At 57.3% G+C, this 23,865-nt stretch carries 22 protein-coding genes, 4 tRNA genes and 1 pseudogene; 9 read left to right on the forward strand and 18 right to left on the reverse strand.

Going from position 1 to position 23,865, the window contains the following annotated elements:
- Positions 1-26: 26 nt before the first annotated feature.
- Positions 27-1,019 carry a lysophospholipase L2 gene (pldB, locus tag GUC22_RS25955; protein ID WP_024360620.1) on the reverse strand — a complete coding sequence of 331 codons (993 nt, stop codon included), beginning with the start codon at positions 1,017-1,019 and terminating at the stop codon, positions 27-29.
- Positions 1,020-1,128: 109 nt separating this feature from the next.
- On the opposite strand from pldB, the gene rhtB reads away from it, so the two are divergent.
- Together rhtB and GUC22_RS25965 are read left to right on the forward strand one after the other, a co-directional pair.
- Complete coding sequence (gene rhtB, locus GUC22_RS25960) at positions 1,129-1,749, forward strand: homoserine/homoserine lactone efflux protein (RefSeq protein WP_024360621.1); 621 nt, start codon at positions 1,129-1,131, stop codon at positions 1,747-1,749.
- A 51-nt stretch (positions 1,750-1,800) separates the two neighbouring features.
- Positions 1,801-1,953: pseudogene (locus tag GUC22_RS25965) on the forward strand (ISNCY family transposase); the annotation flags it as partial.
- A gap of 42 nt (positions 1,954-1,995) precedes the next feature.
- Here GUC22_RS25965 and rhtC read toward each other — a convergent pair.
- From rhtC to pldA, 3 genes are all read right to left on the reverse strand, one after another.
- Positions 1,996-2,619, reverse strand: a complete 624-nt coding sequence (gene rhtC, locus GUC22_RS25970) for a threonine export protein RhtC (RefSeq protein WP_004133243.1) — start codon at positions 2,617-2,619, stop codon at positions 1,996-1,998.
- A gap of 61 nt (positions 2,620-2,680) precedes the next feature.
- A complete protein-coding gene (gene recQ, locus GUC22_RS25975) occupies positions 2,681-4,507 on the reverse strand; it encodes an ATP-dependent DNA helicase RecQ (protein WP_004133244.1) in 1,827 nt (608 codons plus the stop codon).
- 67 nt (positions 4,508-4,574) lie between these two features.
- Positions 4,575-5,447: a phospholipase A gene (gene pldA / locus GUC22_RS25980; RefSeq protein ID WP_004133247.1), complete on the reverse strand. Its 873-nt coding sequence runs from the start codon at positions 5,445-5,447 to the stop codon at positions 4,575-4,577.
- Between the two features lie 155 nt (positions 5,448-5,602).
- On the opposite strand from pldA, the gene yigI reads away from it, so the two are divergent.
- Both yigI and rarD read left to right on the forward strand, forming a co-directional pair.
- Positions 5,603-6,067 carry an acyl-CoA thioesterase YigI gene (gene yigI, locus GUC22_RS25985; RefSeq protein ID WP_004097567.1) on the forward strand — a complete coding sequence of 155 codons (465 nt, stop codon included), beginning with the start codon at positions 5,603-5,605 and terminating at the stop codon, positions 6,065-6,067.
- A gap of 49 nt (positions 6,068-6,116) precedes the next feature.
- On the forward strand, positions 6,117-7,010 hold the full coding sequence (rarD, locus tag GUC22_RS25990) for an EamA family transporter RarD (RefSeq protein ID WP_004133249.1): 894 nt from the start codon (positions 6,117-6,119) through the stop codon (positions 7,008-7,010).
- A gap of 43 nt (positions 7,011-7,053) precedes the next feature.
- Here the strand turns inward: rarD and corA are convergent, their stop codons facing one another.
- The 8 genes from corA to lptM all read right to left on the reverse strand — a co-directional run bounded on the left by corA (position 7,054) and on the right by lptM (position 13,971).
- The gene (gene corA, locus GUC22_RS25995; RefSeq protein ID WP_004097564.1) at positions 7,054-8,004 is read right to left on the reverse strand and encodes a magnesium/cobalt transporter CorA; all 951 of its coding nucleotides are present in this window, start codon (positions 8,002-8,004) and stop codon (positions 7,054-7,056) included.
- A gap of 149 nt (positions 8,005-8,153) precedes the next feature.
- Positions 8,154-8,210: a YsgD/CorL family protein gene (ysgD, locus tag GUC22_RS27665; RefSeq protein ID WP_349817343.1), complete on the reverse strand. Its 57-nt coding sequence runs from the start codon at positions 8,208-8,210 to the stop codon at positions 8,154-8,156.
- A gap of 148 nt (positions 8,211-8,358) precedes the next feature.
- Entirely contained in the window at positions 8,359-10,521 is a 2,163-nt protein-coding gene (gene uvrD / locus GUC22_RS26000; protein WP_004127467.1) for a DNA helicase II, read from the reverse strand.
- A 77-nt stretch (positions 10,522-10,598) separates the two neighbouring features.
- Positions 10,599-11,315, reverse strand: a complete 717-nt coding sequence (yigB, locus tag GUC22_RS26005) for a 5-amino-6-(5-phospho-D-ribitylamino)uracil phosphatase YigB (RefSeq protein WP_154932858.1) — start codon at positions 11,313-11,315, stop codon at positions 10,599-10,601.
- The gene (gene xerC, locus GUC22_RS26010) at positions 11,315-12,217 is read right to left on the reverse strand and encodes a tyrosine recombinase XerC (RefSeq protein ID WP_049088907.1); all 903 of its coding nucleotides are present in this window, start codon (positions 12,215-12,217) and stop codon (positions 11,315-11,317) included. Before xerC ends, yigB begins: the two co-directional genes overlap by 1 nt.
- Positions 12,214-12,921 (reverse strand): DUF484 domain-containing protein, encoded by a 708-nt coding sequence (locus GUC22_RS26015; RefSeq protein WP_004133256.1) that lies wholly within the window; start codon positions 12,919-12,921, stop codon positions 12,214-12,216. The genes xerC and GUC22_RS26015 overlap by 4 nt, the downstream gene beginning before the upstream one ends.
- Positions 12,918-13,742 carry a diaminopimelate epimerase gene (dapF, locus tag GUC22_RS26020; RefSeq protein ID WP_004127458.1) on the reverse strand — a complete coding sequence of 275 codons (825 nt, stop codon included), beginning with the start codon at positions 13,740-13,742 and terminating at the stop codon, positions 12,918-12,920. Before dapF ends, GUC22_RS26015 begins: the two co-directional genes overlap by 4 nt.
- Before the next feature lie 25 nt (positions 13,743-13,767).
- Positions 13,768-13,971: an LPS translocon maturation chaperone LptM gene (gene lptM, locus GUC22_RS26025; protein ID WP_024360622.1), complete on the reverse strand. Its 204-nt coding sequence runs from the start codon at positions 13,969-13,971 to the stop codon at positions 13,768-13,770.
- Between the two features lie 138 nt (positions 13,972-14,109).
- On the opposite strand from lptM, the gene cyaY reads away from it, so the two are divergent.
- Positions 14,110-14,430, forward strand: coding sequence for an iron donor protein CyaY (cyaY, locus tag GUC22_RS26030; RefSeq protein ID WP_004097546.1), 321 nt, complete (start codon positions 14,110-14,112; stop codon positions 14,428-14,430).
- Positions 14,431-14,510: 80 nt separating this feature from the next.
- Here cyaY and cyaA read toward each other — a convergent pair whose 3' ends face one another.
- Positions 14,511-17,060 (reverse strand): class I adenylate cyclase, encoded by a 2,550-nt coding sequence (gene cyaA, locus GUC22_RS26035; RefSeq protein ID WP_024360623.1) that lies wholly within the window; start codon positions 17,058-17,060, stop codon positions 14,511-14,513.
- A 346-nt stretch (positions 17,061-17,406) separates the two neighbouring features.
- Between cyaA and hemC the strand changes: the two genes are divergently transcribed.
- Genes hemC through hemY form a run of 4 tightly spaced genes read left to right on the forward strand, consistent with a single transcriptional unit; the run spans position 17,407 to position 21,476 of the window.
- Positions 17,407-18,348: a hydroxymethylbilane synthase gene (gene hemC / locus GUC22_RS26040; RefSeq protein ID WP_064342054.1), complete on the forward strand. Its 942-nt coding sequence runs from the start codon at positions 17,407-17,409 to the stop codon at positions 18,346-18,348.
- On the forward strand, positions 18,345-19,085 hold the full coding sequence (gene hemD / locus GUC22_RS26045; RefSeq protein ID WP_024360625.1) for a uroporphyrinogen-III synthase: 741 nt from the start codon (positions 18,345-18,347) through the stop codon (positions 19,083-19,085). The genes hemC and hemD overlap by 4 nt, the downstream gene beginning before the upstream one ends.
- A 21-nt stretch (positions 19,086-19,106) precedes the next feature.
- Positions 19,107-20,276 (forward strand): uroporphyrinogen-III C-methyltransferase, encoded by a 1,170-nt coding sequence (gene hemX, locus GUC22_RS26050; RefSeq protein WP_024360626.1) that lies wholly within the window; start codon positions 19,107-19,109, stop codon positions 20,274-20,276.
- Between the two features lie 3 nt (positions 20,277-20,279).
- Positions 20,280-21,476 (forward strand): protoheme IX biogenesis protein HemY, encoded by a 1,197-nt coding sequence (gene hemY, locus GUC22_RS26055; RefSeq protein ID WP_004133271.1) that lies wholly within the window; start codon positions 20,280-20,282, stop codon positions 21,474-21,476.
- Between the two features lie 460 nt (positions 21,477-21,936).
- Here hemY and GUC22_RS26060 read toward each other — a convergent pair.
- From GUC22_RS26060 to thrP, 5 genes are all read right to left on the reverse strand, one after another.
- Positions 21,937-22,013: transfer RNA gene (locus GUC22_RS26060), tRNA-Pro, on the reverse strand.
- A gap of 45 nt (positions 22,014-22,058) precedes the next feature.
- Positions 22,059-22,145: transfer RNA gene (locus GUC22_RS26065), tRNA-Leu, on the reverse strand.
- Between the two features lie 22 nt (positions 22,146-22,167).
- Positions 22,168-22,243, reverse strand: a tRNA-His gene (locus GUC22_RS26070).
- A 55-nt stretch (positions 22,244-22,298) separates the two neighbouring features.
- Positions 22,299-22,375 (reverse strand) — tRNA-Arg (locus GUC22_RS26075).
- A 102-nt stretch (positions 22,376-22,477) separates the two neighbouring features.
- Positions 22,478-23,863 carry a bifunctional threonine/serine APC transporter ThrP gene (gene thrP / locus GUC22_RS26080; protein WP_004133272.1) on the reverse strand — a complete coding sequence of 462 codons (1,386 nt, stop codon included), beginning with the start codon at positions 23,861-23,863 and terminating at the stop codon, positions 22,478-22,480.
- Positions 23,864-23,865: the final 2 nt, after the last annotated feature.

The following is a 23,865-nucleotide window of genomic DNA, read 5'->3' on the forward strand; positions in this document are numbered from 1 at the left end:
AGCAGGGCGATGAGCGTTTCGCCGGATTAAGTGTGTCGACCAAAAAAATCGACGATAGCGTTTAGCGCGACCGAGCGCATGGCGTCCTTTTCAAAAAGGATCTCATGGTATGCCCCTTCTATGACAAACGGCTTATTCCCTTCACAGGGATGGCCGCCCGCGGCGCGACGTTCACAGTAGCGATCGTGCATGCGGTTATCGACCACCCGCTCTTCTTCCGCCTGGAGCAATAGCGTGGGCGTGACGTCTTTTTCCGCACCGGCCAGCACCTCTTCGCCGGCGAGGATCCCCTCGCGCACCCAGTGGAACGTCGGCCCGCCGACACGCAGCTGCGGCTCATCGGCGTAAAAACGCAGGTTGCGGCGATAGCGTTGGCGGCTGTGCGTCAGGACGTTGACCGCAAAGGGCAGCGCGCGCCAGCGGCCGGTACCGAGGGCATACTCTTCACGAATGCGCTGATGGCCCTCAGCCCAATCGAGAATATGGCGCACCATCCAGTCAGGCAGGCGCATAACGATGCCGAACATCGGCGCGCAGAGCGCCATCGCATCGCAATGCTGGTGGTAGCGCTGCAAAAATAGCGTCGCAATGGCGCCGCCCATGGAGTGGGCCAGTATAAACCGCTTCCGCCAGCGTCCGGGCGCTACCTGCTGCTGCCAGAACGCGGCGAGATCGTCGACGTAATCGCTGAAATTAACGACGTGCCCGCGGTGGGTGTCAGAAAGCATGCGTCCGGAGCGCCCCTGGCCGCGATGATCGATAATCATCACGTCAAAACCGCTGCGGAAAAGATCGTAAGCCAGTTCGGCGTACTTAACGTAGCTTTCAATGCGACCCGGGCAGATAACCACGACCCGATCATGACTTTTGGCGCAGAAGCGAACAAAGCGCACCGGAACGTTATCCACGCCCGTAAATTCAGCCTCTTCCCGCTGACGCCAGAAATCGGTCAGTGGCCCCATGGTAAAGGCCGCAAACGCGTTTTCTCGTGTTTCCCAGTCCTTTTGCTGCAAAAACATCGGGCTTACACCCCTGATAACCGCTGAAAATCGTTTTTTTATCGTGTATCACACAATGCTTACACAATAGCGTATTGTGGCATAAAAACAGACAATCAGGGAGTTTCTCATGACGTTCGAGTGGTGGTTTGCCTATCTGCTGACATCGATTATTCTCAGCCTGTCACCGGGATCTGGGGCGATAAACACGATGACCACCTCAATCAACCACGGCTATCGCGGCGCGGCGGCCTCTATTGCCGGTCTACAGACCGGACTGGGCATCCATATTGTGCTGGTAGGCATCGGCCTGGGTACGCTGTTTTCCCGTTCGCTGCTGGCCTTTGAAATCCTTAAATGGGCGGGCGCCGCTTATCTTATCTGGCTCGGCATTCAGCAGTGGCGGGCCGCGGGCTCTCTCGATCTGAATACCCTTGCGCAAGCGCAGACCCGCGGCAAACTCTTTAAGCGCGCGGTTTTCGTGAATCTGACCAACCCGAAAAGCATCGTCTTCCTCGCCGCGCTATTCCCGCAATTTATCGTGCCGCACCAGCCCCAGGTGATGCAGTACCTCGTGCTCGGCGTCACCACCATTGTGGTCGATATTATCGTCATGATTGGCTACGCCACGCTGGCGCAGCGTATTGCCGCGTGGATTAAGGGGCCGAAGCAGATGAAAGCGCTAAACAAGATCTTTGGTTCGCTGTTTATGCTGGTCGGCGCCCTGCTGGCCTCCGCGCGCCACGCCTGATGTATAGATAAACAGCAAATTACTGTATTGATGACTCTGGCAGAAAAGTAGCTTGAGGAAGGTATGCAGAAGGGCATAAAAGAGGGCAAACGCGCCGCCCTTCTTAGCGTCGCGAAGGCCATGCTCGAACGGGATATTGATGCGGCGGCGGTGATGGAAATGACCGGTCTGACGTCCGACGATTTGCAGCAGCTCCGTCATTAATACCCGGCCCACCCATAACCTCTGAGGCGGGCCGCAGAACGCTTAGCGCGAAATAATCAGATGAATACCGAAGCCGGCGAATAGCGTACCGGCAATGCCGTCGATCCATTTCGCCATCCGCTGGTAGCCGCGGCGCATGCCCGGGAGGGCGAACAGGCTGGCAACCACCGTAAACCAGGCCAGCGTCTCCAGCACGATCAGCAGGAAAATCCCCCAGCGCGCGCCGGAACTGACGCTGTCGCCGACAAACAGCGAGAAAACGGAGCCGAAGTAGATAATCGCTTTGGGGTTCGCCAGATTGGTCAGCAGCCCTTTCAGGAAGCTCCGGCCGCTGCGCGCCAGCTCAACCTGAGGCTCTACCGCCGCTGCCGCTTCGCCTTTTTTCAGCGCGCCGCGCAGCATCTGCAAGCCCATCCAGCACAGATACAGGCCGCCACCGACCATAATGATGGTATGCAGCCAGGCCATCTTCGCAATAATCAGGTTCAGGCCGAGCAGGGCTACGCCCGCCCACACCATTACCCCGCAGGTGATCCCCAGCACGCCCATCATCGCCTCTTTGCGAGAGCGGCTAACGGCGGTCTGTGAGACAAAGAAAAAGTCCGGGCCAGGACTCATCAGCGCAATGATATGCACCAGCGCCACGGTGAAGAAAAGCGTCAACATGATTAACTCGCAGGAAAATAGTCAGGACGAAAACTATATTTGCACTTTTTCGTCCGGCTGACTACTCATCATCGCCATCCACGTGCGCCCGGATCAGGGCCATAAACTCTTTACCAAAGCGCTCAAGCTTACGCGTACCGACGCCGTTGACGCTGAGCATCTCTCCTGCCGTCAGCGGCGTTTGCTCAGCCATTTCAATCAGCGTCGCATCGTTAAACACCACATAGGGCGGGATATTCTCTTCATCGGCAATCGCTTTACGCAGTTTGCGCAGCTTGGCGAACAGCTTACGATCGTAATTGCCGCCGAAGGATTTCTGCATCGCTTTCGGCTTCAGCGCCACAATACGCGGTACGGCAAGCTGCAGCGTCACGTCGCCGCGCAGGACCGGACGCGCGGCCTCGGTAAGCTGCAGCGCAGAGTGCTGGGCAATATTCTGCGTGACCAGCCCCAAATGAATAAGCTGACGGATAACGCTGACCCAATGCTCATGGCTCTGTTCGCGCCCGATACCGTAGACCGGCAGCTTATCGTGCCCCATATCGCGAATACGCTGGTTATTGGCGCCGCGCAGCACTTCCACCACGTAGCCCATACCAAAGCGCTGGTTAACGCGATAAATCGTCGACAGCGCCTTACGCGCGTCCATTAAACCGTCGTACTGTTTTGGCGGGTCAAGGCAGATATCGCAGTTGCCGCAGGGCTCCTGGCGCCCCTCGCCAAAGTAGTTGAGCAGCACCAAGCGGCGGCAGGTTTGCGCTTCGGCAAAGGCCCCCATCGCGTTGAGCTTATGGCGTTCAATGTCCTGCAGCGGCCCGGCGGGCTTCTCTTCAAGGCAGCGTCTGAGCCACGCCATATCCGCCGGATCGTAAAACAGCATCGCCTCGGCAGGCAGCCCATCGCGCCCGGCGCGCCCGGTCTCCTGGTAATAGGATTCAATATTGCGGGGGATATCGAAATGCACCACAAAGCGGACGTTCGGTTTGTTGATACCCATACCGAAGGCCACCGTCGCCACCACGATTTGCAGATCGTCGCGCTGGAATTTCTCCTGCACGTCGGCGCGGATATGATTTTCCAGCCCGGCGTGGTAGGCCGCCGCGCTAATACCACGACTTTGCAGGCGCGCGGCGGTATCTTCAACTTTCGAGCGGCTATTGCAGTAGATGATGCCCGACTTGCCGCGCTGGTCCTGCACGTAGCGCATCAGCTGATCCAGCGGCTTAAACTTCTCCATCAGCATATAGCGGATGTTGGGACGGTCGAAGCTGCTGACCTGGATGAGCGGATCGTTCAGGTCCAGCAGGCGGACAATGTCGCGACGCGTGGTGTCATCGGCGGTGGCGGTCAGCGCCATAAACGGGATGTGCGGTATCCGCTGGCGCAGCTGCCCTAACGCGGCGTATTCCGGACGGAAGTCGTGGCCCCACTGGGAAATACAGTGCGCCTCGTCTACCGCCACCATCGACAGATTCCAGTGCGTAAGATGCTCGAGGAAGTTATCCAGCATCAGGCGCTCCGGGGCGATATACAGCAGGCGGATCTGCCCGCTGCGGCAGCCGGCCATCACCTCCTGCTGCTGCTCCCGGCTCTGCGTTGAGTTCAGGCACGCCGCCGCCACGCCGTTAGCCAGCAGTTGATCGACCTGGTCCTTCATCAAGGAAATAAGCGGCGATACCACAACGGTCAGACCGCCCAGCACCAGCGCCGGCACCTGATAACACAGCGACTTGCCGCCGCCGGTCGGCATCACCACCAGGCAGTCGCGCCCGGCCAACGCCGTATCGATAATGGTATCCTGGCCCGGGCGAAACTGCTGGTAGCCGAAGGTCTCTTGTAAAACCTGCTTAGCCAGCGATTCCTGATTCAATACTTCCGCCTGCGCCACGTTGACCCCATATGCCTGAAAAGAAAACAGGCGCTATTTTCAGCGCCTGAGAGCCAGAGTGCAACGATTAAAACAGATCGTTGAGCATCAGCCCGACGCCAACGCGGGTCTGATTAAAGTTATAATCGATGAGCGACTCGCCATAACCGCTATAAACCTGAGTATAGACGCGCACGTGTTTGGTGATCGGATAGCTCACCCCAAGCTCGGCGCCGCCGTAGCCGGTATTCCAGTTATATTGCCCTTGGGCGCTGAGAATAGCGTCGCCCAGCTGATAGCCCACTTTCAGCCGGTAATACCCCATATATTTGGTGATATCCGGGTTATCGTCGGTGCTGCCAATCACGTACCAGGGCTTCACCTCGACCAGCCAGTTGCCATTTTGCGCCATCAGCCGGGTATAGAGGCGGTTCCAGCTGCGGGAAGTGGGATCGGAACGGCCGTTAGAGTCGTGGTTATATCCCATTTCAACGTCGCGCAGCGTCCAGCCGGCGAACGAGTAATCGGTCGCGAAACCGAGGAACAGCTGCGGCTCGTAGTTGGTTTCGCGAAACGGCGCGGACTCTTTGCTGTTGGAGAGCTGCCACCAGGATTTTTGCGTATACGAAGCGCCCAGCAGCGAATTCTCGCCCAAAATCCCGCGCCATAATGGAAACGCCAGGCTGAGCTGGAACTTCACTTCATCTTTACGCGCGTTCTCGGCCCAGTCGTAGCTACGAATCGCTTCTTTGTTAAGATCGCTGGTCCACGTATAGAGCAAATAGTTGCTCTCATAGGGATAGAGCAGGAACGGATTATCATGGTCCTGTAATAGGTTGGCGATAATGCTCCCGCGAACGGCCGGGGTGTCGTGGACCTGTTTATTCACCGGCGCGTCCTGCGCCAGAACGCCAGCCGGAAGCGCAATAAACGCCAGCAGGCAGGCCAAAGAGATACGCATTGCTGTTCTCCTGGATGGATATTTATTATTTCTGTTTAACCCAGGCAGCATTCTACCTATTTATACGTCTTCTGACCTGTTATCCGTTCTTAAAGTAGAAATCAATATTTTAGAAGCATAAAATCAACATTTCATTAACTTTTGGAAATGCTGTTATGTCTGAACTGACCGCCGCCGCCGCCCTGAAGCTGGTGGGAGAAATTTTCGTCTACCATATGCCGTTTAATCGTGCCTTAGGCCTGGAGCTGGAGCGTTATGAAAAGGAATTTGCCCAGCTGAGTTTCAACAACCAGCCGATGATGGTCGGCAACTGGGCGCAGAGCATCTTACATGGCGGCGTGATCGCCTCAGCGCTGGACGTCGCGGCGGGACTGGTATGCGTCGGCAGTACGCTCACCCGGCACGACACCATCAATGAAGAAGAGCTGCGCCAGCGCCTGTCGCGGATGGGCACCATCGATCTGCGCGTCGACTACCTGCGTCCAGGCCGCGGGGAACGCTTTACCGCCACCAGCAGCCTGCTGCGCGCCGGTAACAAAGTGGCGGTAGCCCGCGTCGAACTACATAACGAAGAGCAGGTGTATATCGCCAGCGCCACGGCGACGTATATGGTGGGTTGATCGGCCTAAATCGAGTAACATCACTCTCTTTGGCAATGGATTTGTACCGATGGATGCTAAACAAACGCGGGTGGGGGTTCTGCTGGCCCTGGCCGCCTATTTTATCTGGGGTATCGCGCCGGCGTACTTCAAGCTTATCTACTATGTTCCCGCCGATGAAATCCTGACTCACCGCGTGATCTGGTCCTTCTTCTTCATGGTGGCGCTGATTAGCGTCAGCCGCCAGTGGCCACAGGTCAAAAGGCTGCTGAAAACGCCAAAAAAAGTGTTGCTGCTGGCGCTCTCTGCGGTGCTGGTGGGCGGTAACTGGCTGCTGTTTATCTGGGCGGTGAATAATCATCATATGCTGGAAGCCAGCCTGGGCTACTTTATCAATCCGCTGGTGAACATTCTGCTGGGGATGATCTTCCTCGGGGAGCGTTTCCGTCGGATGCAGTGGCTGGCGGTGCTGCTGGCCGCCTGCGGCGTGCTGGTACAGCTCTGGACCTTCGGCTCGCTGCCGATTATCGCCCTGGGCCTGGCGTTCAGCTTCGCTTTTTACGGCCTGCTGCGTAAAAAGATCGCCGTGGATGCGCAAACCGGGATGCTGTTTGAGACGCTCTGGCTGCTGCCGGTCGCCGCGATTTATCTGTTTGGCATCGCCGATAGCCCGACCAGCCACATGGGGCAGAATCCGTGGTCGCTGAACCTACTGCTGATGGCGGCAGGCGTGGTCACCACTATTCCGCTGCTGTGCTTTACCGGCGCGGCGACGCGTCTGCGCCTCTCCACGCTGGGCTTCTTCCAGTATATCGGCCCGACGCTAATGTTCCTGCTGGCGGTGACCTTCTACGGCGAAGTGCCGGGCGCGGATAAAATGGTGACCTTCGCCTTTATCTGGGTGGCGCTGGCGATTTTCGTGATGGATGCGATTTACACGATACGCCGGACACGTAGGGCATAAAGCCAGACCAATACGCAAAAAAAAGGAGCCGAAGCTCCTTTTTTTACAGCCAGTTTTTGCGCTTAAAGTACAGATACGGCGCCAGACCGGCGAGCATCATAAAGACAATCGCCCCGGGGTAGCCAAAGCTCCAGTGCAGCTCGGGCATAAACTCAAAGTTCATCCCATAGCTGGATGCCACCAGCGTCGGCGGCAGGAACACCACGGAGACCACCGAGAAGATTTTGATGATGCGGTTCTGCTCGATGTTGATAAAACCCATCGCCGCCTGCATCAGGAAGTTAACCTTCTGAAACAGCGATTCGTTGTGCGGCAGCAGGGATTCGATATCGCGCAGGATCTCACGCGCCTGCTCCAGCTGGCCTGCCGGCAGACGGGCTTTACGTACGAGGAAGTTCAGCGCGCGCTGGGTATCCATCAGACACAGGCGAACTTTCCAGCCGATATCTTCCTGCTCCGCCAGCGTCGAGAGCGCCTCGTCGTAGTCGTCGCCCTGTCGGCCTTCCATGATCACCCGGCTGAGCTTTTCCAGATCGCTATAGATGTTTTCGATTTCATCCGCCAGCTGCTCAATTTTGGTTTCGAACAGGTCCAGCAGCAGCTCGTAGGCGTTGCCGTCCACCATCGACTGGCTGCGGGCGCGCATGCGATACAGGCGGAAAGCGGGCAGCTCCCGTTCGCGCAGGGTGAACAGACGGCCTTCGCGGATAGTGAACGCCACGGTAGAGTTACCGGCGTGATCCTCAGCATCTTCAAAAAAGAAAAATGAGTGGATATGCAGGCCGTCTTCATCCTCAAAGAAACGCGCTGACGCTTCGATGTCTTCCAGCTCCGGGCGCGTCGCCAGGTTCTGGCCCAATTCCGTTTGCACGCGGCTACGTTCATCGTCGTCAGGCTCGACCAGATCGACCCACACCGAACTGGCGAGGTGCTTGATCTCGTCGGCTTCAAGCCGCGTTAAACGATTGTTTTCCAGTTGAAATGCGCTCAGCATGACCGGGACTCCCAATGCAAAAAATTATCGGACAGTTCGGTGGGCACACAGAAACAATTTGGGTTTCAGACCATTAAGCCTGACTCAGAGCGACGGGAATAGAACGAGTCGCTGACAACCGCTAAGGCTATCAGCATAAGAGGATAGCCTTAGGAGTTGTTCCTGATGGGCAGGAAATTGAGCCAGCATCTACTGGGTGTGTCCAAGGCGAATGTCCTCTTAGCGTAATCGTGCGCGCATGTTACGCCAGCGCAAAAACGGCGTCAACACGCAACGGAACGCTAAAGAGCAAATCAAGCTCCTTAACGTATAAAGGTAGCAGAATATTACAAAATTATGATATTTTTCTTACTGTTACACTGTTTCCAGCCGGGCGTACGCCGCGACCAGCCATTTGATCCCCTGCCCCTGAAACGCAACCTGCAGGCGGCTGTGTTCACCGCTGCCTTCGAGGTTAACGATCGTGCCTTCGCCAAACTTGGCATGGCGCACGCGCTGGCCCAGCTTGTAGCCGGTGTCGTTTTCCGCCATCGGCGTCCCCATCCGCTGATGGCTGACCGGACGGCTCACCGTCGCGCGCAGCCGCACCTCTTCTACGCACGACTCCGGCAGCTCGCCGATAAAGCGCGATGGCCGGTGATACACCTCTTTGCCATACAGGCGGCGGGTTTCCGCGTAGGTCAACGTGAGCTTCTGCATCGCGCGGGTGACGCCGACGTAGGCCAGGCGGCGTTCTTCTTCGAGGCGGCCGCCCTCATCCAGCGCCATCTGGCTCGGGAACATCCCCTCTTCCACCCCAACGATAAAGACCTGTGGGAACTCCAGCCCTTTCGCCGAGTGCAGGGTCATCAGCTGTACCGCGTCCTGCCAGGTATCCGCCTGCCCTTCTCCCGCCTCCAGCGCCGCGTGCGAGAGAAACGCCTGCAGCGGCATGAGATCTTCATCTTCTTCGTTGTAGCTGAACTGGCGCGTTGCCGTCACCAGCTCCTCTAAGTTTTCAATACGCGTCTGGCCTTTCTCGCCTTTCTCCTGCTCGTACATCATGCGCAGACCGGAGTCTTTAATTACCCGGTCGGTCTGCACGTGCAGCGGCATATCGGCGGTCTCCTGCGCCAGCGCGTCAATAAGCTCCATAAAACGCTGCAGGGCGCTGGCGGCTCGCCCGGCCAGGACTTTGTCTTTTAACAGCTCGCGGCAGGCCTGCCATAGCGTTAGCTGGCGATCGCGCGAGGTCTGGCGCACCACGTCCAGGGTGCGATCGCCGATACCGCGCGTCGGGGTATTCACCACGCGCTCAAACGCCGCGTCGTCATTACGATTGGCGATCAGGCGCAGATAGGAGAGCGCATCTTTGATCTCCTGGCGTTCGAAGAAGCGCATGCCGCCATAAATACGATACGGCATGCTGGCCTGCAGCAGCGCCTCTTCCAGCACGCGCGACTGGGCGTTGCTGCGATACAGAATCGCGCACTGCTCCAGCGCCCCGCCGTTTTCCTGCCAGGTTTTGATGCGGTTGACGACAAAGCGCGCCTCATCAAGATCGTTAAACGCGCAGTAGAGCGAAATCGGCTCGCCGTCGGCGCCGTCGGTCCACAATTTTTTTCCCAGCCGTCCGCTGTTGTTCTCAATCAGGGCGTTCGCCGCGCTGAGGATATTGCTGGTCGAGCGATAGTTTTGCTCGAGGCGGATAGTTTCCGCGCCGGGGAAATCGTTGAGGAAGCGCTGGATGTTCTCCACCTGCGCGCCGCGCCAGCCGTAAATGGACTGATCGTCATCGCCGACGATCATCACCTTGCCGGTATCGCCCGCCAGCAGGCGGATCCACGCGTACTGAATGTTGTTGGTATCCTGGAATTCGTCGACCAGGATATTGGTAAAGCGCTCGCGGTAGTGCTGCAGAATATGCGGCTTATTCAGCCACAGTTCGTGCGCGCGCAGCAGCAGCTCGGCGAAATCCACCAGCCCCGCCCGATCGCAGGCTTCCTGATAGGCCTGATACACCTTCTGCCAGGTCTGCTCAACCGGGTTGCCGTAGCTCTGAATATGGTGCGGGCGCAGGCCTTCGTCTTTCTGGCCGTTGATGTACCACATCGCCTGACGCGGCGGCCACTGCTTCTCATCGAGGTTCATCGCCTTAATCAGGCGCTTAAGCAGGCGCAGCTGGTCTTCGCTATCGAGGATCTGGAAGTCCTGCGGCAGGTTGGCATCAAGGTGATGGGCGCGCAGCAGCCGGTGCGCCAGGCCGTGGAAAGTGCCGACCCACATACCGCCCTGGGTGGTGCCCATCAGTTGACCAATACGATGGCGCATCTCCGCCGCCGCTTTGTTGGTAAAGGTCACCGCCATAATGGAGTAAGGGGAACAGTTCTCAACGCTCAGCAGCCAGGCGATGCGGTGTACCAGCACGCGCGTCTTACCGCTGCCCGCTCCTGCCAGAACCAGCATATTCGTACGTGATGCCGCAACGGCTTCACGCTGTTTGTCATTAAGGCTGTCGAGCAGGTAAGAAACGTCCATTGGCACCGCCGGAAATGAGACGCCCGGCAACGTGCAGTTCACCGGGCTACTGTTAATTTATACAGAACTACTGACGATTATATCAGCGAGGTCAGAGATGCCAACCGTGAAATTTCGATGTGCGGCAGCAGACGGCTGTCGGCGGTGCGCATCAGGTCTACGCCCTGCGGTTTGATCCAACAGGCCTGCATGCCGCAGCGAATGGAGCCCGCCACGTCGGTCGTCAGATCGTCACCGACGTGCAGAATCTGCGCCAGCGGCAGCTCCAGCCGCTCTGCCGCCAGATGATACATATCGGCAAAAGGTTTAGAGCGCCCGTCCGGACCGGCGCGCAGCACGAAGCGGAAGTAGTCGCTCAGGCCAAAAAGCTCCGGCCGGGCATTACCGTTGGTAATGGCCACCAGCGGCCATTTTTCCGCCAGCTTCGCCAGCGTATCGTGCGTCTCTTGCGGGACGTCGATCAGGCTGCGCCAGTGGGCGAAGTTGGCCATCGCTTCATCCGCCCCCGTTTTCGCCAGCGCCGCAGAAAGCCCGGCGTTGAGCATCCCCAGCTCCAGCGCGCGGCGGCGCCACTCGGTGACATCGTGGTAAATTTCCGGCTCTGAGGCCAGCAGCGTCTGGCGCAGCCGGTTGAGTTCGCTGGCGTCAAATTGACTCAGCGACGGATGGTAGCTGCGCACAAAGCTCAGCGACTCATGCAGCGTCCGGTCAATCACCGGGCGGTTGTCATAAAGGGTATCGTCCAGGTCAAATGTCAGTGCTGAAATCTGGCCCAGAGGTCGGTAAAAACGCATTATTTCCCCCGTTTGGCGCGCGGATGCGCCGCATCGTACACCGACGCAAGGTGTTGAAAATCAAGATGGGTATAGATTTGAGTGGTGGAAAGGTTCGCATGCCCCAGCAGCTCCTGCACTCCGCGCAGATCGCCGCTCGACTCCAGCATATGAGTCGCGAAGGAGTGGCGCAGCTTATGCGGATGTACGTGACTGTTGAGGCCCTGCTTAACGCCCCATTCGGCAAAGCGCTTTTGCACATTGCGCGCTGAAATTCGCTTGCCCAGTTTCGATAAGAACAGGGCGTCTTCATCGGCGCCGAACAGGCCGCGCAGGTCGAGCCAGTGCTCAATCCACGCCACCGCGTTGCGGCCAATCGGCAGGCGGCGCTCTTTGCTGCCTTTGCCCATCACCCACACCTCGCCGGATTCCAGATCGAGGTGCTTAATGTCGAGACTCACCAGCTCCGAGAGACGCAGCCCCGCGCCGTACATCACTTCCAGCATCGCCCTGTCGCGTACCGCCAGCGGATCGTTAAGATCGATATCCAGCAGCCGGTTAACGTCGTCGACATCGATATTTTTCGGTAAATGGCGCGGTGTTTTCGGCGCCGAAATCCCCTTTGCCGGATTAGCCGCCAGTTCACCCTGGCTCACCAGCCAGTCAAAGAAGCTGCGTAATGCGGAGAGGCGTAACGCCAGGCTCGCCGGCCCCAGCCCCTGACGACGGCTGCGTACCGCCAGGCTACGGACCTGGGCGGCATCGCACTGCTGCCAGCTTTTCAGCCCGGCGTTTTCCGCCAGCGCGATAAGCGTCTCGAGCTGACGGCGGTAGTTCAGCAGCGTTATTGGGCTAAGCTGACGCTCGACGCCGAGATAGCGTAAAAAGCGCTCTACGGAAGGCAACAGCGGTGAGGCGTTCATGCGCGCTCGATCCAGCGCTCCAGCAACCCCGGGAGCATCGACGCAATTTCCTGCAACAGCTGCGTTCCCTGACCTTGCTGATAGTGCTGGGGATCGCGACTGCTGAACAGCATCACGCCGGGCGCTTCATCACCCCCCAGCAGCGACATCGCCACCGAGCCAACGGCTTTTGCTTCCGGCAGCGCCACCAGCAGTTCCGGACCGTTCAATGGGCCAAGATAGTGGCGCTGCTGGCCAAGCCGCTGGATGCGAATGGGCTCAAACGCCTGACGGCTTATCGCCAGATGGGTGAATTTAGAGGGCGCGCCGAGCCGCCAGCTGTCGGGAAACAGGCGCACCGTCGCGCCCGCCAGCCCCAGCTCGCGCGCCCAGCGATGAAAGCGGTTCAGCATTTCATCAAGGCTATCGGCCGCCGCCAGCCGCGTCTGGAGATCAAACAGGCGCTGAAACAGGCTTTCGTTCGCCGTCGCCTGCGCCATCAGCAGCGACATATTCTCTTCCAGCACGTTGATATGATTCCGCGCCCGCGCCATATGCCATTCCACCAGCGAGACCGAACCACGTACCGGATGCGGAACCGACATGTGCTCCACCAGCGCCGCATTACGAATAAAGAATTCAGGATGTTGCAACAGATAGTCCACCACTGCGCGATCGTTCAGCACGCTGGTGATTTCCTGCTGTTCTTCCCCGACTTGTTTCATAAATGAATAAATCCGTCATAGACATGTGCCGCCGGGCCAGTCATATACAACGGTTGGCCCGGACCTTTCCAGGCGATATCAAGACGCCCGCCGGGTAATTCCACGCGGACCTCCTCGCCCAGTAAACCCTGCTGGATACCTACTGCCGCCGCCGCACAGGCGCCGCTGCCGCAGGCCTGCGTTTCACCCGCGCCGCGTTCATACACGCGCAGACGAATATGGGAGCGGCTGACCACCTGCATAAAGCCGATGTTCGCCCGCTCCGGGAAGCGCTCGTGGTTTTCCATCACCGGACCGAGCGTTTCCACCGTCGCGGTTTCCACATCATCGACCTGAATAACGCAGTGCGGATTACCCATCGACACCACGCCGCACAATACTGTCTGTTCGGCGGCGCGCATGATATAGGTCTTTTCCGCTTTGTTCGCGCGAAACGGCACCTGCGACGGTTCGAAGTTCGGCTCGCCCATATTCACGCGCACCAAATCGTCTTCCGTCACGCTTAATACCATACGGCCATTTGACGTACTCACGCGGATGTCACGTTTATTGGTCAGGCCTTTCAGGCGCACAAAGCGGGCGAAACAGCGCGCGCCGTTGCCGCATTGCGCCACTTCGCTACCGTCTGCATTGAAGATGCGATAGTGGAAATCGAGCTCTGGATCGTAGGGCGGCTCAACCACCAGCAGCTGATCGAAGCCCACGCCAAGATGCCGATCCGCCAGGCGGCGAATCAGTTCCGGGGAGAAAAAAACATTCTGAGTTACCGCGTCAACGACCATAAAGTCATTGCCAAGGCCATGCATCTTAGAGAACTGCATCATCTACTCCAGCAGCGCGGAACTGTCAGTAATTCACCTGGGTCGGACCACCGCTATCGCCGCGATCGTTACGATCCGGCGTAGAGCTCTGGATACCGCTATCAACCGGTTTAGTCGGCGGAGGCGCCGTTTTATCCGCTGGTGGGAAATAAAGCGGCCCTTTCAGGCCACAGCCGGTCAGGCTGAGGACCGCTAATAAAACGGCAAGCGCTGGGAAAACGTTTTTCATGGATAGTTGCCCGTAATTCATTCTTTCTGCTTTCTATCATCGCAGGAGAAGACGTAAAAGCAAGCGTTTAGCATCTCACTGCGCGCGCTTTTGTTTCGCGCTATACTGCCGCCACTATCAAAAAAGCGGGAAAGAACCATGAACGACAGTGAATTCCATCGACTGGCCGATACCCTGTGGATGACTATCGAAGAGCGCCTCGACGACTGGGATGGCGACAGCGATATCGACTGCGAAATCAACGGCGGCGTGCTGACTATCAGCTTTGAAAACGGCAGCAAAATTATCATTAACCGTCAGGAGCCGCTGCACCAGGTGTGGCTGGCAACGAAGCAAGGCGGCTACCATTTCGACTTGAAAGGCGACGAGTGGGTGTGCGATCGCAGCGGCGAAACGTTCTGGGATCTACTGGAACAGGCGGCGACCGCGCAGGCCGGTGAAGCGGTGAGTTTTCGCTAAGCGCGCGTGATTCGAGTTCCCCGGATTACGGCTGACGCCTTATCCGGGCTACATAACCCTCTACCGCACGCTACCCTTTCTCAGGAATAGTGCTGCAGCATCGGCGATGATGCAGCATCCTGACCGGCTGAAGCGGTGGCGGCGGCAATCACCTGGCTGCGGAACGGGATCACCTGTTCGCGACCGTCGACGTCGACGATTTGATAAAACTGCGGCAGGTTAAAGTTGATAAAGCTGGAGCCGTAGGTAAAGCGGTCATGCGACGAAGAGTAGAAGCGGCTGACGTCGCGCACCAGCTCCTCTTTGCTGCCCTCGCAGTGGTGATACACCTCGGCGCGGTTGCTCTCATCAAGAATATAGATGTTAAATCCGTTATCGTTATCCGCATCTTCAAAGAAGAACTGAATGATCCCTTCGCTGGCAAAACCATCCACCACCTGCGGCAGTCTGACGTGGTTGGTTTCCACCTGCACCGACAGACCATGCAGTTTGTTATGCGAAATCGCGCCGTAGAATTCGATGGCGTTTTCCAGCTTCTGTACCGAGACGTTAAGGCGCTCGAAGAACAGCCCCCAGGTCTGCCCGGAAACGCGCAGCGCTTTAAAGCGGCCGGTATCCTGACGGGTGCTGGAGAGGCGTAGCTCAACGCATTCAGAAACCAGCTGCTGCACGCGAGTACGGATCAGGCCGCGCAAATGCTGGCTATAGCAGAAGACCTCCACGCTATCCGGCGGCGCGGCGTCCTGATGCATCTTGCCGAGAATCGTTTTCAGCGCTTCGATCATCGCCTGCTCGCCGTTAAAATGCAGCGTTCGCACCTCGTTCCACGAGTTGCGGTACAGCAGATCGATGCTGCCAATCAGGCACTTTTGCTCTTCGCCGAAGCTGAAAACATCGAGCTTACGGAAGTCAAAATGCACCACCTGATTGCGGAAGGCCGCCGTCGGGTCATATTCGAGATTGACGATAATCGCCAGATGGCGAATTTCGCACGGGCTATACAGCGCTTTCGGCGTCGGGGACGGCAGGCGCAGCGGGAAGTGGTGCGCCACGTCAGCCACCATCTCCTGCAGTTTAGCCAAATCGACAATGCCGTTGCCCTTAATAAACAGGCGAGTGCGTGACGTCAGCAGGCCGTTAAACCAGGCCCAGGCCACCAGCTTATTAAGATAACGGTTATATTCCAGCGGCTGGTGGCTGATGATCGACTCCATATCCGGCGCGCGGTTATAGACATACCAGCCGGTACGGTTGGCACGGCCCGGCGGCACGTGGATAAAGGTCAGATTCGGCTCAGACAGATCCGGCGAAATTTGCGGGTTGACCAGGGTGACTTTCCCCGGCAGCGCTTCAAAGGCGGCGTACAGCTTACGCGTCAGCACGCCAATATCCTGCGGACTGGCGGAAACGCTCAGGTTATTGCGGCGCGCAAAGCGAATCAGGTTACGATAGCTCTGCATCATCGCATCAAGCAGCTCGTTATGCGCTTTACGGACTTCGTCAATCTTCCAGTTGGCCCGGTTATCGAGCATCATCAGACGCTTTTCATCCCAGCCCCACTCTTTCACCAGGTGGCTGACGACTTCGCGACGCCAGCCGACGCAGGCGCGCTCGCGGCTCAGCTTCTCGCAGACTTTTAAATAGAAACATCGACGCACCAGATCGAGGCGCGTTTCATCTTCGATGGCCTGCAGATAGACCGTCACGCGCTCCAGCATCATGCAGTAAGGGTCGAGGCCAAACGATACGATTTCACCGTCATGCAGGCGCTGCTTGATATCTTTCGCCAGCAGGCGGTTGTTGGGATACTCCCAGGAGTACGCTTCCAGCAGCAGCGTCTTCAGCACCGCCTTATAGGGCGAGTCGATGCTTTTATACAGCTGCCACAGGCTGGCGCCGAAGTACTCTTCCGCCGACAGGGAACTCAGGCCGCCGAGATCCAGCCATTCGTTCGGCGTCAGCACGCCCTGCGCGTAGAGGCTCATCACGTAATCATCGTAATGCTCCTCTTCCTCGCACGGCACCATATTCCACAGAATACGCTTCCCGGCAAGGCGCACCGCGGTGCGGTAAAACTCATCCAGCAGCAGGATGTGTTGAGTTGAGCCGCAGTCTTCACCGCCCAGGCTGCCGCTTTCGTTATGGCGGAAGCGGTTTTCGTCGATCAGGAAGAAACTCACCTCAACGCCCAGCGACGCCGCCCAGCTTTCCAGCAGGCTACATTTGCGCTGCAGCAGCTGGCGCTCTTCGCTATCCAGCCACGACTGATGGCAAACCCAGATATCCAGGTCGGAAGAGCAGCTTTGGCCGACGGAAGAAGTACTGCCCATGGAGTAAAGGCCGGTGATCGGCAGCTCGCCTTTCGGCGGTTCCTGGGTCAGCATTCCACGATTGAGTTCAAGCTCGTCAAGGTAGTGACGTTGGGTTTCATCAGGCGTGTAGAGGCAAATGCCACGGGGAACGTTACCGTCAAGGTAACCCGGCATCAGCGGATGATGATAATGTAGTAATGTCGGCAGTAGACTGTAAACCTGCTGGAAAGCGGGTCCCATGGCAGCAAGGGCGCGATCCACGCGCAATTGGTTGATGGCATCCAGTCTCTGTTTCAGTGTCTCAATATAGAGGTACAAGACATATCGCCTGATGTTCAAAAACCCGACGTACAATAGTACGGAGAGTTTCAGTATTTCAACAAAAACCGTCACCATTCGTCGTCGGTGTGGTTGTGATGAGCTGCTGACTGACAAATGGTTTAAAACGTGATCAATCTAACACCTTGCTGATTGACCGTAAAGAAAGATGCGCTACATACAAGTGTAGCACCCTTTACTACGTGTAAATTCTTCACTACGTTTGCGGCAACCCGCAAACGCATGAAAGGCTAAAATGATGGCCGCGACCCTTACCCCCACAAAACTAACATCCCTAAGACAACAATGTTAGGATGGTTAGTGGTCGACTATGACGGTAACAAGCATGTTAGACAAAGTTTTGAGAATTGCCACACGGCAAAGCCCGCTTGCGCTATGGCAGGCACATTATGTGAAAGAGCGTCTGGAAGCCTGTCATCCGGGGCTTTCCGTTGAACTGGTGCCGATGGTCACCCGCGGCGACGTGATCCTTGATACGCCCCTTGCAAAAGTGGGCGGCAAGGGGCTCTTTGTGAAAGAGTTAGAGCTGGCGATGCTGGAAGGTCGCGCCGATATTGCCGTCCATTCCATGAAAGACGTGCCGGTGGAATTTCCCGCAGGACTGGGGCTGGTGACCATTTGTGAACGGGAAGATCCGCGCGATGCGTTTGTCTCGAATCACTACGCTTCCATTGATGAACTGCCGCACGGCAGCGTCGTAGGCACATCAAGTTTACGCCGCCAGTGTCAGCTGGCCGCAGCGCGGCCGGATCTCACCATCCGCTCCCTGCGAGGCAACGTTGGCACCCGTTTAAGCAAGCTCGATAGCGGCGAGTACGACGCGATCATTCTTGCCGCCGCAGGGCTTAAACGTCTGAATCTGGAAGCGCGTATTCGTCAACCGCTGTCACCGGAGCAATCTCTGCCCGCCGTCGGCCAGGGCGCTGTCGGCATCGAGTGTCGCCTTGACGACGAATGGACCAAAGCGCTGCTGGCCCCGCTGAACCATACGGAAACGGCCATACGCGTACGCGCTGAACGGGCGATGAACACCCGGCTTGAAGGCGGTTGCCAGGTGCCTATCGGCAGCTATGCCGAACTGATCGACGGTGAACTATGGCTGCGCGCGCTGGTTGGCGCGCCGGATGGCTCGCACACGGTACGCGGCGAGCGGCGCGGTCGTCCGGAAGATGCCGAAACGCTGGGCGTCTCCCTTGCCGAAGAACTCCTGGATAACGGCGCGCGCGACATTCTCGCCGTCGTTTACGCAGGAGAAGCGCCACGATGAGCATTCTGGTTACCCGTCCGCTGCCGCAAGGCGAAGAGTTAGTCAGCCGCCTGCGCGCGCTGGGACGCGTGGCCTGGAGCTTTCCGCTCATCGAGTTTACCCCAGGCCGACAGCTCCCTGAGCTGGGCAGCCAGTTGGCAAGCCTGGCGGCGGGCGATTTACTCTTCGCGCTATCCCAGCACGCCGTTGAGTTTTCCCACTCTCGCCTCCAGCAGCAGGGGCTGCGCTGGCCCGCTGCGCCCGACTATTTTGCCATTGGCCGCACCACCGCGCTGGCACTGCATAAAGTCAGCAATCGACAAGTTCGCTACCCGTTAGATCGGGAAATCAGCGAAGTCTTGCTACAATTACCTGAATTACAAAACATTGCGGGGAAAAAAGCGCTCATCCTGCGCGGCAACGGCGGACGAGAATTACTCGGCGACACGCTTCGCGAACGCGGTGCCGATGTCACTTTTTGTGAATGTTATCAACGTAGTGCGAGGCACTATGATGGCGCAGAAGAAGCAATGCGCTGGCAGTCTCGCGGGGTTTCGACGCTGGTTATTACCAGCGGCGAGATGCTGCAGCAGCTCTGGATGCTAATACCACAGTGGTATCGCGAGCGTTGGCTCCTGAGCTGTCGCATTTTAGTTGTCAGTGAACGTCTGGCCGAACAGGCCAGGGAATTGGGCTGGCAGGATATCCAGGTTGCCGATAGCGCCGACAACGATGCGCTGCTACGCGCATTACAATAACTCTCAACATTGGAAGCCATAATGACGGAACAACAGAATCAATCCGCCGTGGTTGAAGAGACCAGGGAGGCCGTGGACACGACGCCACAGCCAGAAAATAACGTAGAAAAGAAAAACGGCGGCAGTAAAACCAGCCTCGCTCTGAGCGCCATAGCTATCGCTATCGCCCTCGCCGCTGGCATAGGTCTTTATGGCTTGACGAAGACCCAGGCGACCCGCCAGAGCGAAGCCAGCGCCGGGCTATCCAGCCAGATCGCCGCGCTGCAAAAAGCGCAGGAAAACCAAAAAAGCGAGCTTGAAGGCATCATTAAGCAGCAGGCCGACCAGCTGACGCAAGCGCAGCGTCAGCAGGATGCTCTGGCGAAGAAGCTGGAAGAAGTGCAGGAGAAGGTCGCGGTCATTTCCGGCAGCGACGCAAAAACCTGGCTGCTCGCGCAAGCTGATTTCCTCGTGAAGCTGGCCGGACGTAAGCTGTGGAGCGATCAGGACGTGACGACCGCCGCCGCGCTGCTGAAAAGCGCCGATGCCAGCCTGGCCGACATGAACGATCCAAGTCTGATTAGCGCCCGTCGCGCCATCACCGACGATATCGCCTCGCTCTCCGCCGTAAGTCAGGTGGACTATGACGGCATCATTCTGAAGGTTAACCAGCTCGCCAACCAGATCGATAATTTACGTCTGGCGGACAATAATGACGATGACACCCCGATGGATTCCGATAGCGATGAGCTGTCCAGCTCCATTAGCGAGTGGCGGGTAAACCTGCAAAAAAGCTGGCAGAACTTTATGGACAGCTTTATTACCGTTCGCCGCCGAGATGAGACCGCCGTGCCGCTGCTGGCGCCAAACCAGGACGTCTACCTGCGCGAAAACATTCGCTCGCGTCTGCTGGTCGCGGCGCAGGCCGTTCCACGTCATCAGGAAGAAACCTACAAACAGGCGCTGGATAACGTCTCAACCTGGGTTCGCGCCTACTACGATACTGAAGACGCGACCACTAAAGCCTTCCTTGAGGATGTGGATAAGCTCAGCCAGCAAAGCATCACCATGAACGTACCAGAGAGCCTGCAGAGCCAGGCGCTGCTTGAGAAGCTCATGCAGACGCGCGTTCGTAATCTGATGGCGCAGCCGGCTGAAACCCAACCCAGCGCACCGGCTCCAGCCCCTGTCCCTGCGCCACAAGGAGAGTAACGCATGTTGAAAATTCTCTTACTCTTCGCGCTGCTGCTTGCCGGGATCGTTGTTGGCCCGATGATCGCCGGTCATCAGGGCTACGTCTTGATCCAGACCGATAACTACAACATTGAAACCAGCGTCACCGGGCTAGCGATCATCATGATCCTCACCATGGTGGTGCTGTTTGCCATTGAGTGGCTGCTACGGCGTATTTTCCGCACCGGCGCGCATACCCGCGGCTGGTTCGTGGGCCGCAAACGTCGTCGCGCCCGTAAGCAAACCGAGCAGGCGCTGCTGAAGCTGGCGGAAGGCGATTATCAGCAGGTTGAGAAGCTGATGGCGAAAAATGCCGATCACGCTGAGCAGCCGGTTGTGAACTACCTGCTGGCGGCAGAAGCCGCTCAGCAGCGAGGGGATGAAGCTCGCGCCAACCAGCATCTGGAGCGCGCCACCGAGCTCGCCGGCGACGACCTGATTCCTGTCGAAATCACCCGCGTACGTCTGCAGCTGGCGCGTAATGAAAACCACGCCGCCCGCCACGGTATCGACAAGCTGCTGGAGATCACGCCGCGTCATCCGGAGGTCCTGCGCCTCGCCGAGCAGGCCTACATTCGTACCGGAGCCTGGAATTCGCTGCTGGATATCATTCCGTCAATGGCGAAAGCCGACGTCAGCGATGAAGAGCACCGCGCCGAACTGGAACAGCTGGCGTGGATTGGTCTGATGGATAAAACGCTGGCCGACGGCGGCAGCGAAGGTTTGCGCGGCTGGTGGAAAAACCAGAACCGTAAAACCCGCAGCCAGGTGGCGCTACAGGTGGCAATGGCGAATCGCCTTATCGAAAGCGACGACCATGATACCGCGCAGCAGATTATTATCGATGGTCTGAAAAAGCACTACGACGACCGTCTGGTCATGCCGATCCCGCGGCTGAAAACCAATAATCCGGAACAGCTGGAAAAAGTGCTGCGTCAGCAGATTAAAACGGTCGGCGACCGCCCGCTGCTGTGGAGTACGCTGGGACAATCGCTCATGCGCCACGGCGAGTGGCAGGAAGCCAGCATTGCGTTCCGCGCTGCGCTCAAGCAGCGCCCGGATGCGTTTGACTACGCGTGGCTGGCCGATACCCTCGACCGCCTGCATCAGCCGGAAGAAGCGGCGACGATGCGTCGCGACGGCCTGCTGTTAACCCTGCAAAACAACCCGCAGCAATAATGCGATTCTCGCCTCCGCCGGGGGCGAGAATCTCTTCTCTTCCCGCCTGAACGCTTTCCGATCCCTGAAAAGAAAAAAACGCCTGCTCTGAAACCAGAGCAGGCGTTAAAACAGGTCTGTTTGACAACAAATTGGGTGCTTCACTCAACGTAGTGTCCATGGTGTTTGATGAGGCTTGCGCGACATCTGTCAGTGGACGATAAGCACCGTAAAACGGCTCTGCATCATTCCTGAGTTTATGAGGCACTAAGGCGAACATAAGAGATGGAATGAGCATCTACCCGGTTATTATCGCACAGGATCGGTAGAAAATGCATCTACCCGAACAGGGAATTGGGACTATTCTGGAGAATAAATAGCATTGTGATTAGCGGAATATTATTTGCGATATCAGGAAGATAAAAGAGTTTTTTTTGCAAAATCAGAAAACAAAAAACCCCGCCGAAGCGGGGTTCAAAATTGGTCGGCGAGAGAGGATTCGAACCTCCGACCCACTGGTCCCAAACCAGTTGCGCTACCAAGCTGCGCTACTCGCCGATGTACTGCTTTTTTGAATTTTTAGTTCAATTCTTTATAAAGTCGTGGTGCGAGGGGGGGGACTTGAACCCCCACGTCCGTAAGAACACTAACACCTGAAGCTAGCGCGTCTACCAATTCCGCCACCTTCGCAATATCACAACTTTCTAAATAATGGGGTGGCTAATGGGATTCGAACCCACGACAACTGGAATCACAATCCAGGGCTCTACCAACTGAGCTATAGCCACCACTGCAAATCTTTTACGCGGTATTGAAACCACCGCAGCTCCAGCACCGGGTAAATGGTGCGCCCGACAGGATTCGAACCTGAGACCTCTGCCTCCGGAGGGCAGCGCTCTATCCAGCTGAGCTACGGGCGCTTAGCGCCGTTGCGGGGTCGGATAATACGGACTTCCTACCCCGCTGTCTAGTGCCTTTTTAAAGAAAATTATCGTTTGCTCATGCTTTGTGCGTTTTGTTGCTTATTGCGCCACATTATCAACATTTCCGCGTCGACCAAGGCCAAATACCTTATAAATAAGCGTCACGGCGGCAAGGAAAATTATTCCGACAAAGAGCGACATACGCGTATCGTCGTTAAATCCCATCCCTATTAGCACGCAAACCAGGAACGCCATGGTCAAATAGTTTGCCCACGGGAACAGCAGCGAGCGAAACGGATGGCTGGCCATGGCTTCTTTATGCACGAGACGAAAACGCAGCTGGCTAATCAGAATCACAAACCACGGTACCATGCCCGGCAGCACGCTGGCGCTGTAGACGTAGACGAAAACCCGCTGTGGATTAGGGATAATGTAGTTCAGGCACGAACCGACCAGCAGAATCAGGATCGATAGCGCCACGCCCGCCGAGGGTACGCCGTTGCGCGAGACTTTGGCGATGGCCGCAGGCAGCTGACGATTCCTTGCCAGCGCGTAGAGCATGCGTCCGCAGCTGTACATTCCGCTGTTACAGCCGGACAGCGCCGCCGTGAGTACTACAAAGTTAATAATACCTGCCGCCGCGGTGATGCCGATTTTGGCAAAGGTCAGCACGAACGGACTGCCGTTGGAGCCAATCTGATCCCACGGGAAAATAGTGACGATCACGAAAATCGCCCCCACGTAGAAAATCAGGATTCGCCACAGCACTTTGCCTACCGCGCTGCGCAGCGTGACCTGCGGGTTCTTCGCTTCACCGGCCGTAATGCCGATAAGCTCGACGCCCTGGTAGGAAGCGACCACGATACACAGCGCCGTCAGGAAACCCTTCCAGCCGCCGGCGAAGAAGCCACCGTGCTCGGTCAGATTGCCAAAGCCAATAGCGTGTCCGCCGTTGCCAAAGCCAAAGAAAATAACGCCCAGCCCCACCACGATCATCACAATAATGGTGGTGACCTTAATCATGGCGAACCAGAATTCAATTTCGCCGTACAGACGTACCGCCGCCAGATTCGCCAGCGCTACCAGCCCAACCGCGATAAGCGCCGGTATCCACTGCGCCATCTCCGGGAACCAGAACTGGACATAGACCCCGATCGCCGTAATCTCCGATATCCCGACCGCCATCCACATAAACCAGTAGGACCATGCGGTGAGATAGCCGAAAAACGGGCTCATATAGCGGTGGGCATAAACGGCGAACGAGCCGGTTACCGGTTCAAGGAACAGCATTTCGCCCATCGAACGCATGATAAAGAAGACAAAGAGCCCGGCAATAATATACGCCAGCAGAACCGAAGGTCCGGCCCACTTGAGCGTACTTGCCGCGCCCATAAATAACCCCACGCCAATCGTGCCGCCAAGGGCGATTAGCTCAATGTGTCGCGCCTCCAGTCCCCGCTGAAGTTCCGCTTTTTTCTCAGTCATAT

This window comes from Klebsiella sp. MPUS7, from assembly GCF_009905335.1.
Classification (GTDB): domain Bacteria; phylum Pseudomonadota; class Gammaproteobacteria; order Enterobacterales; family Enterobacteriaceae; genus Klebsiella; species Klebsiella grimontii.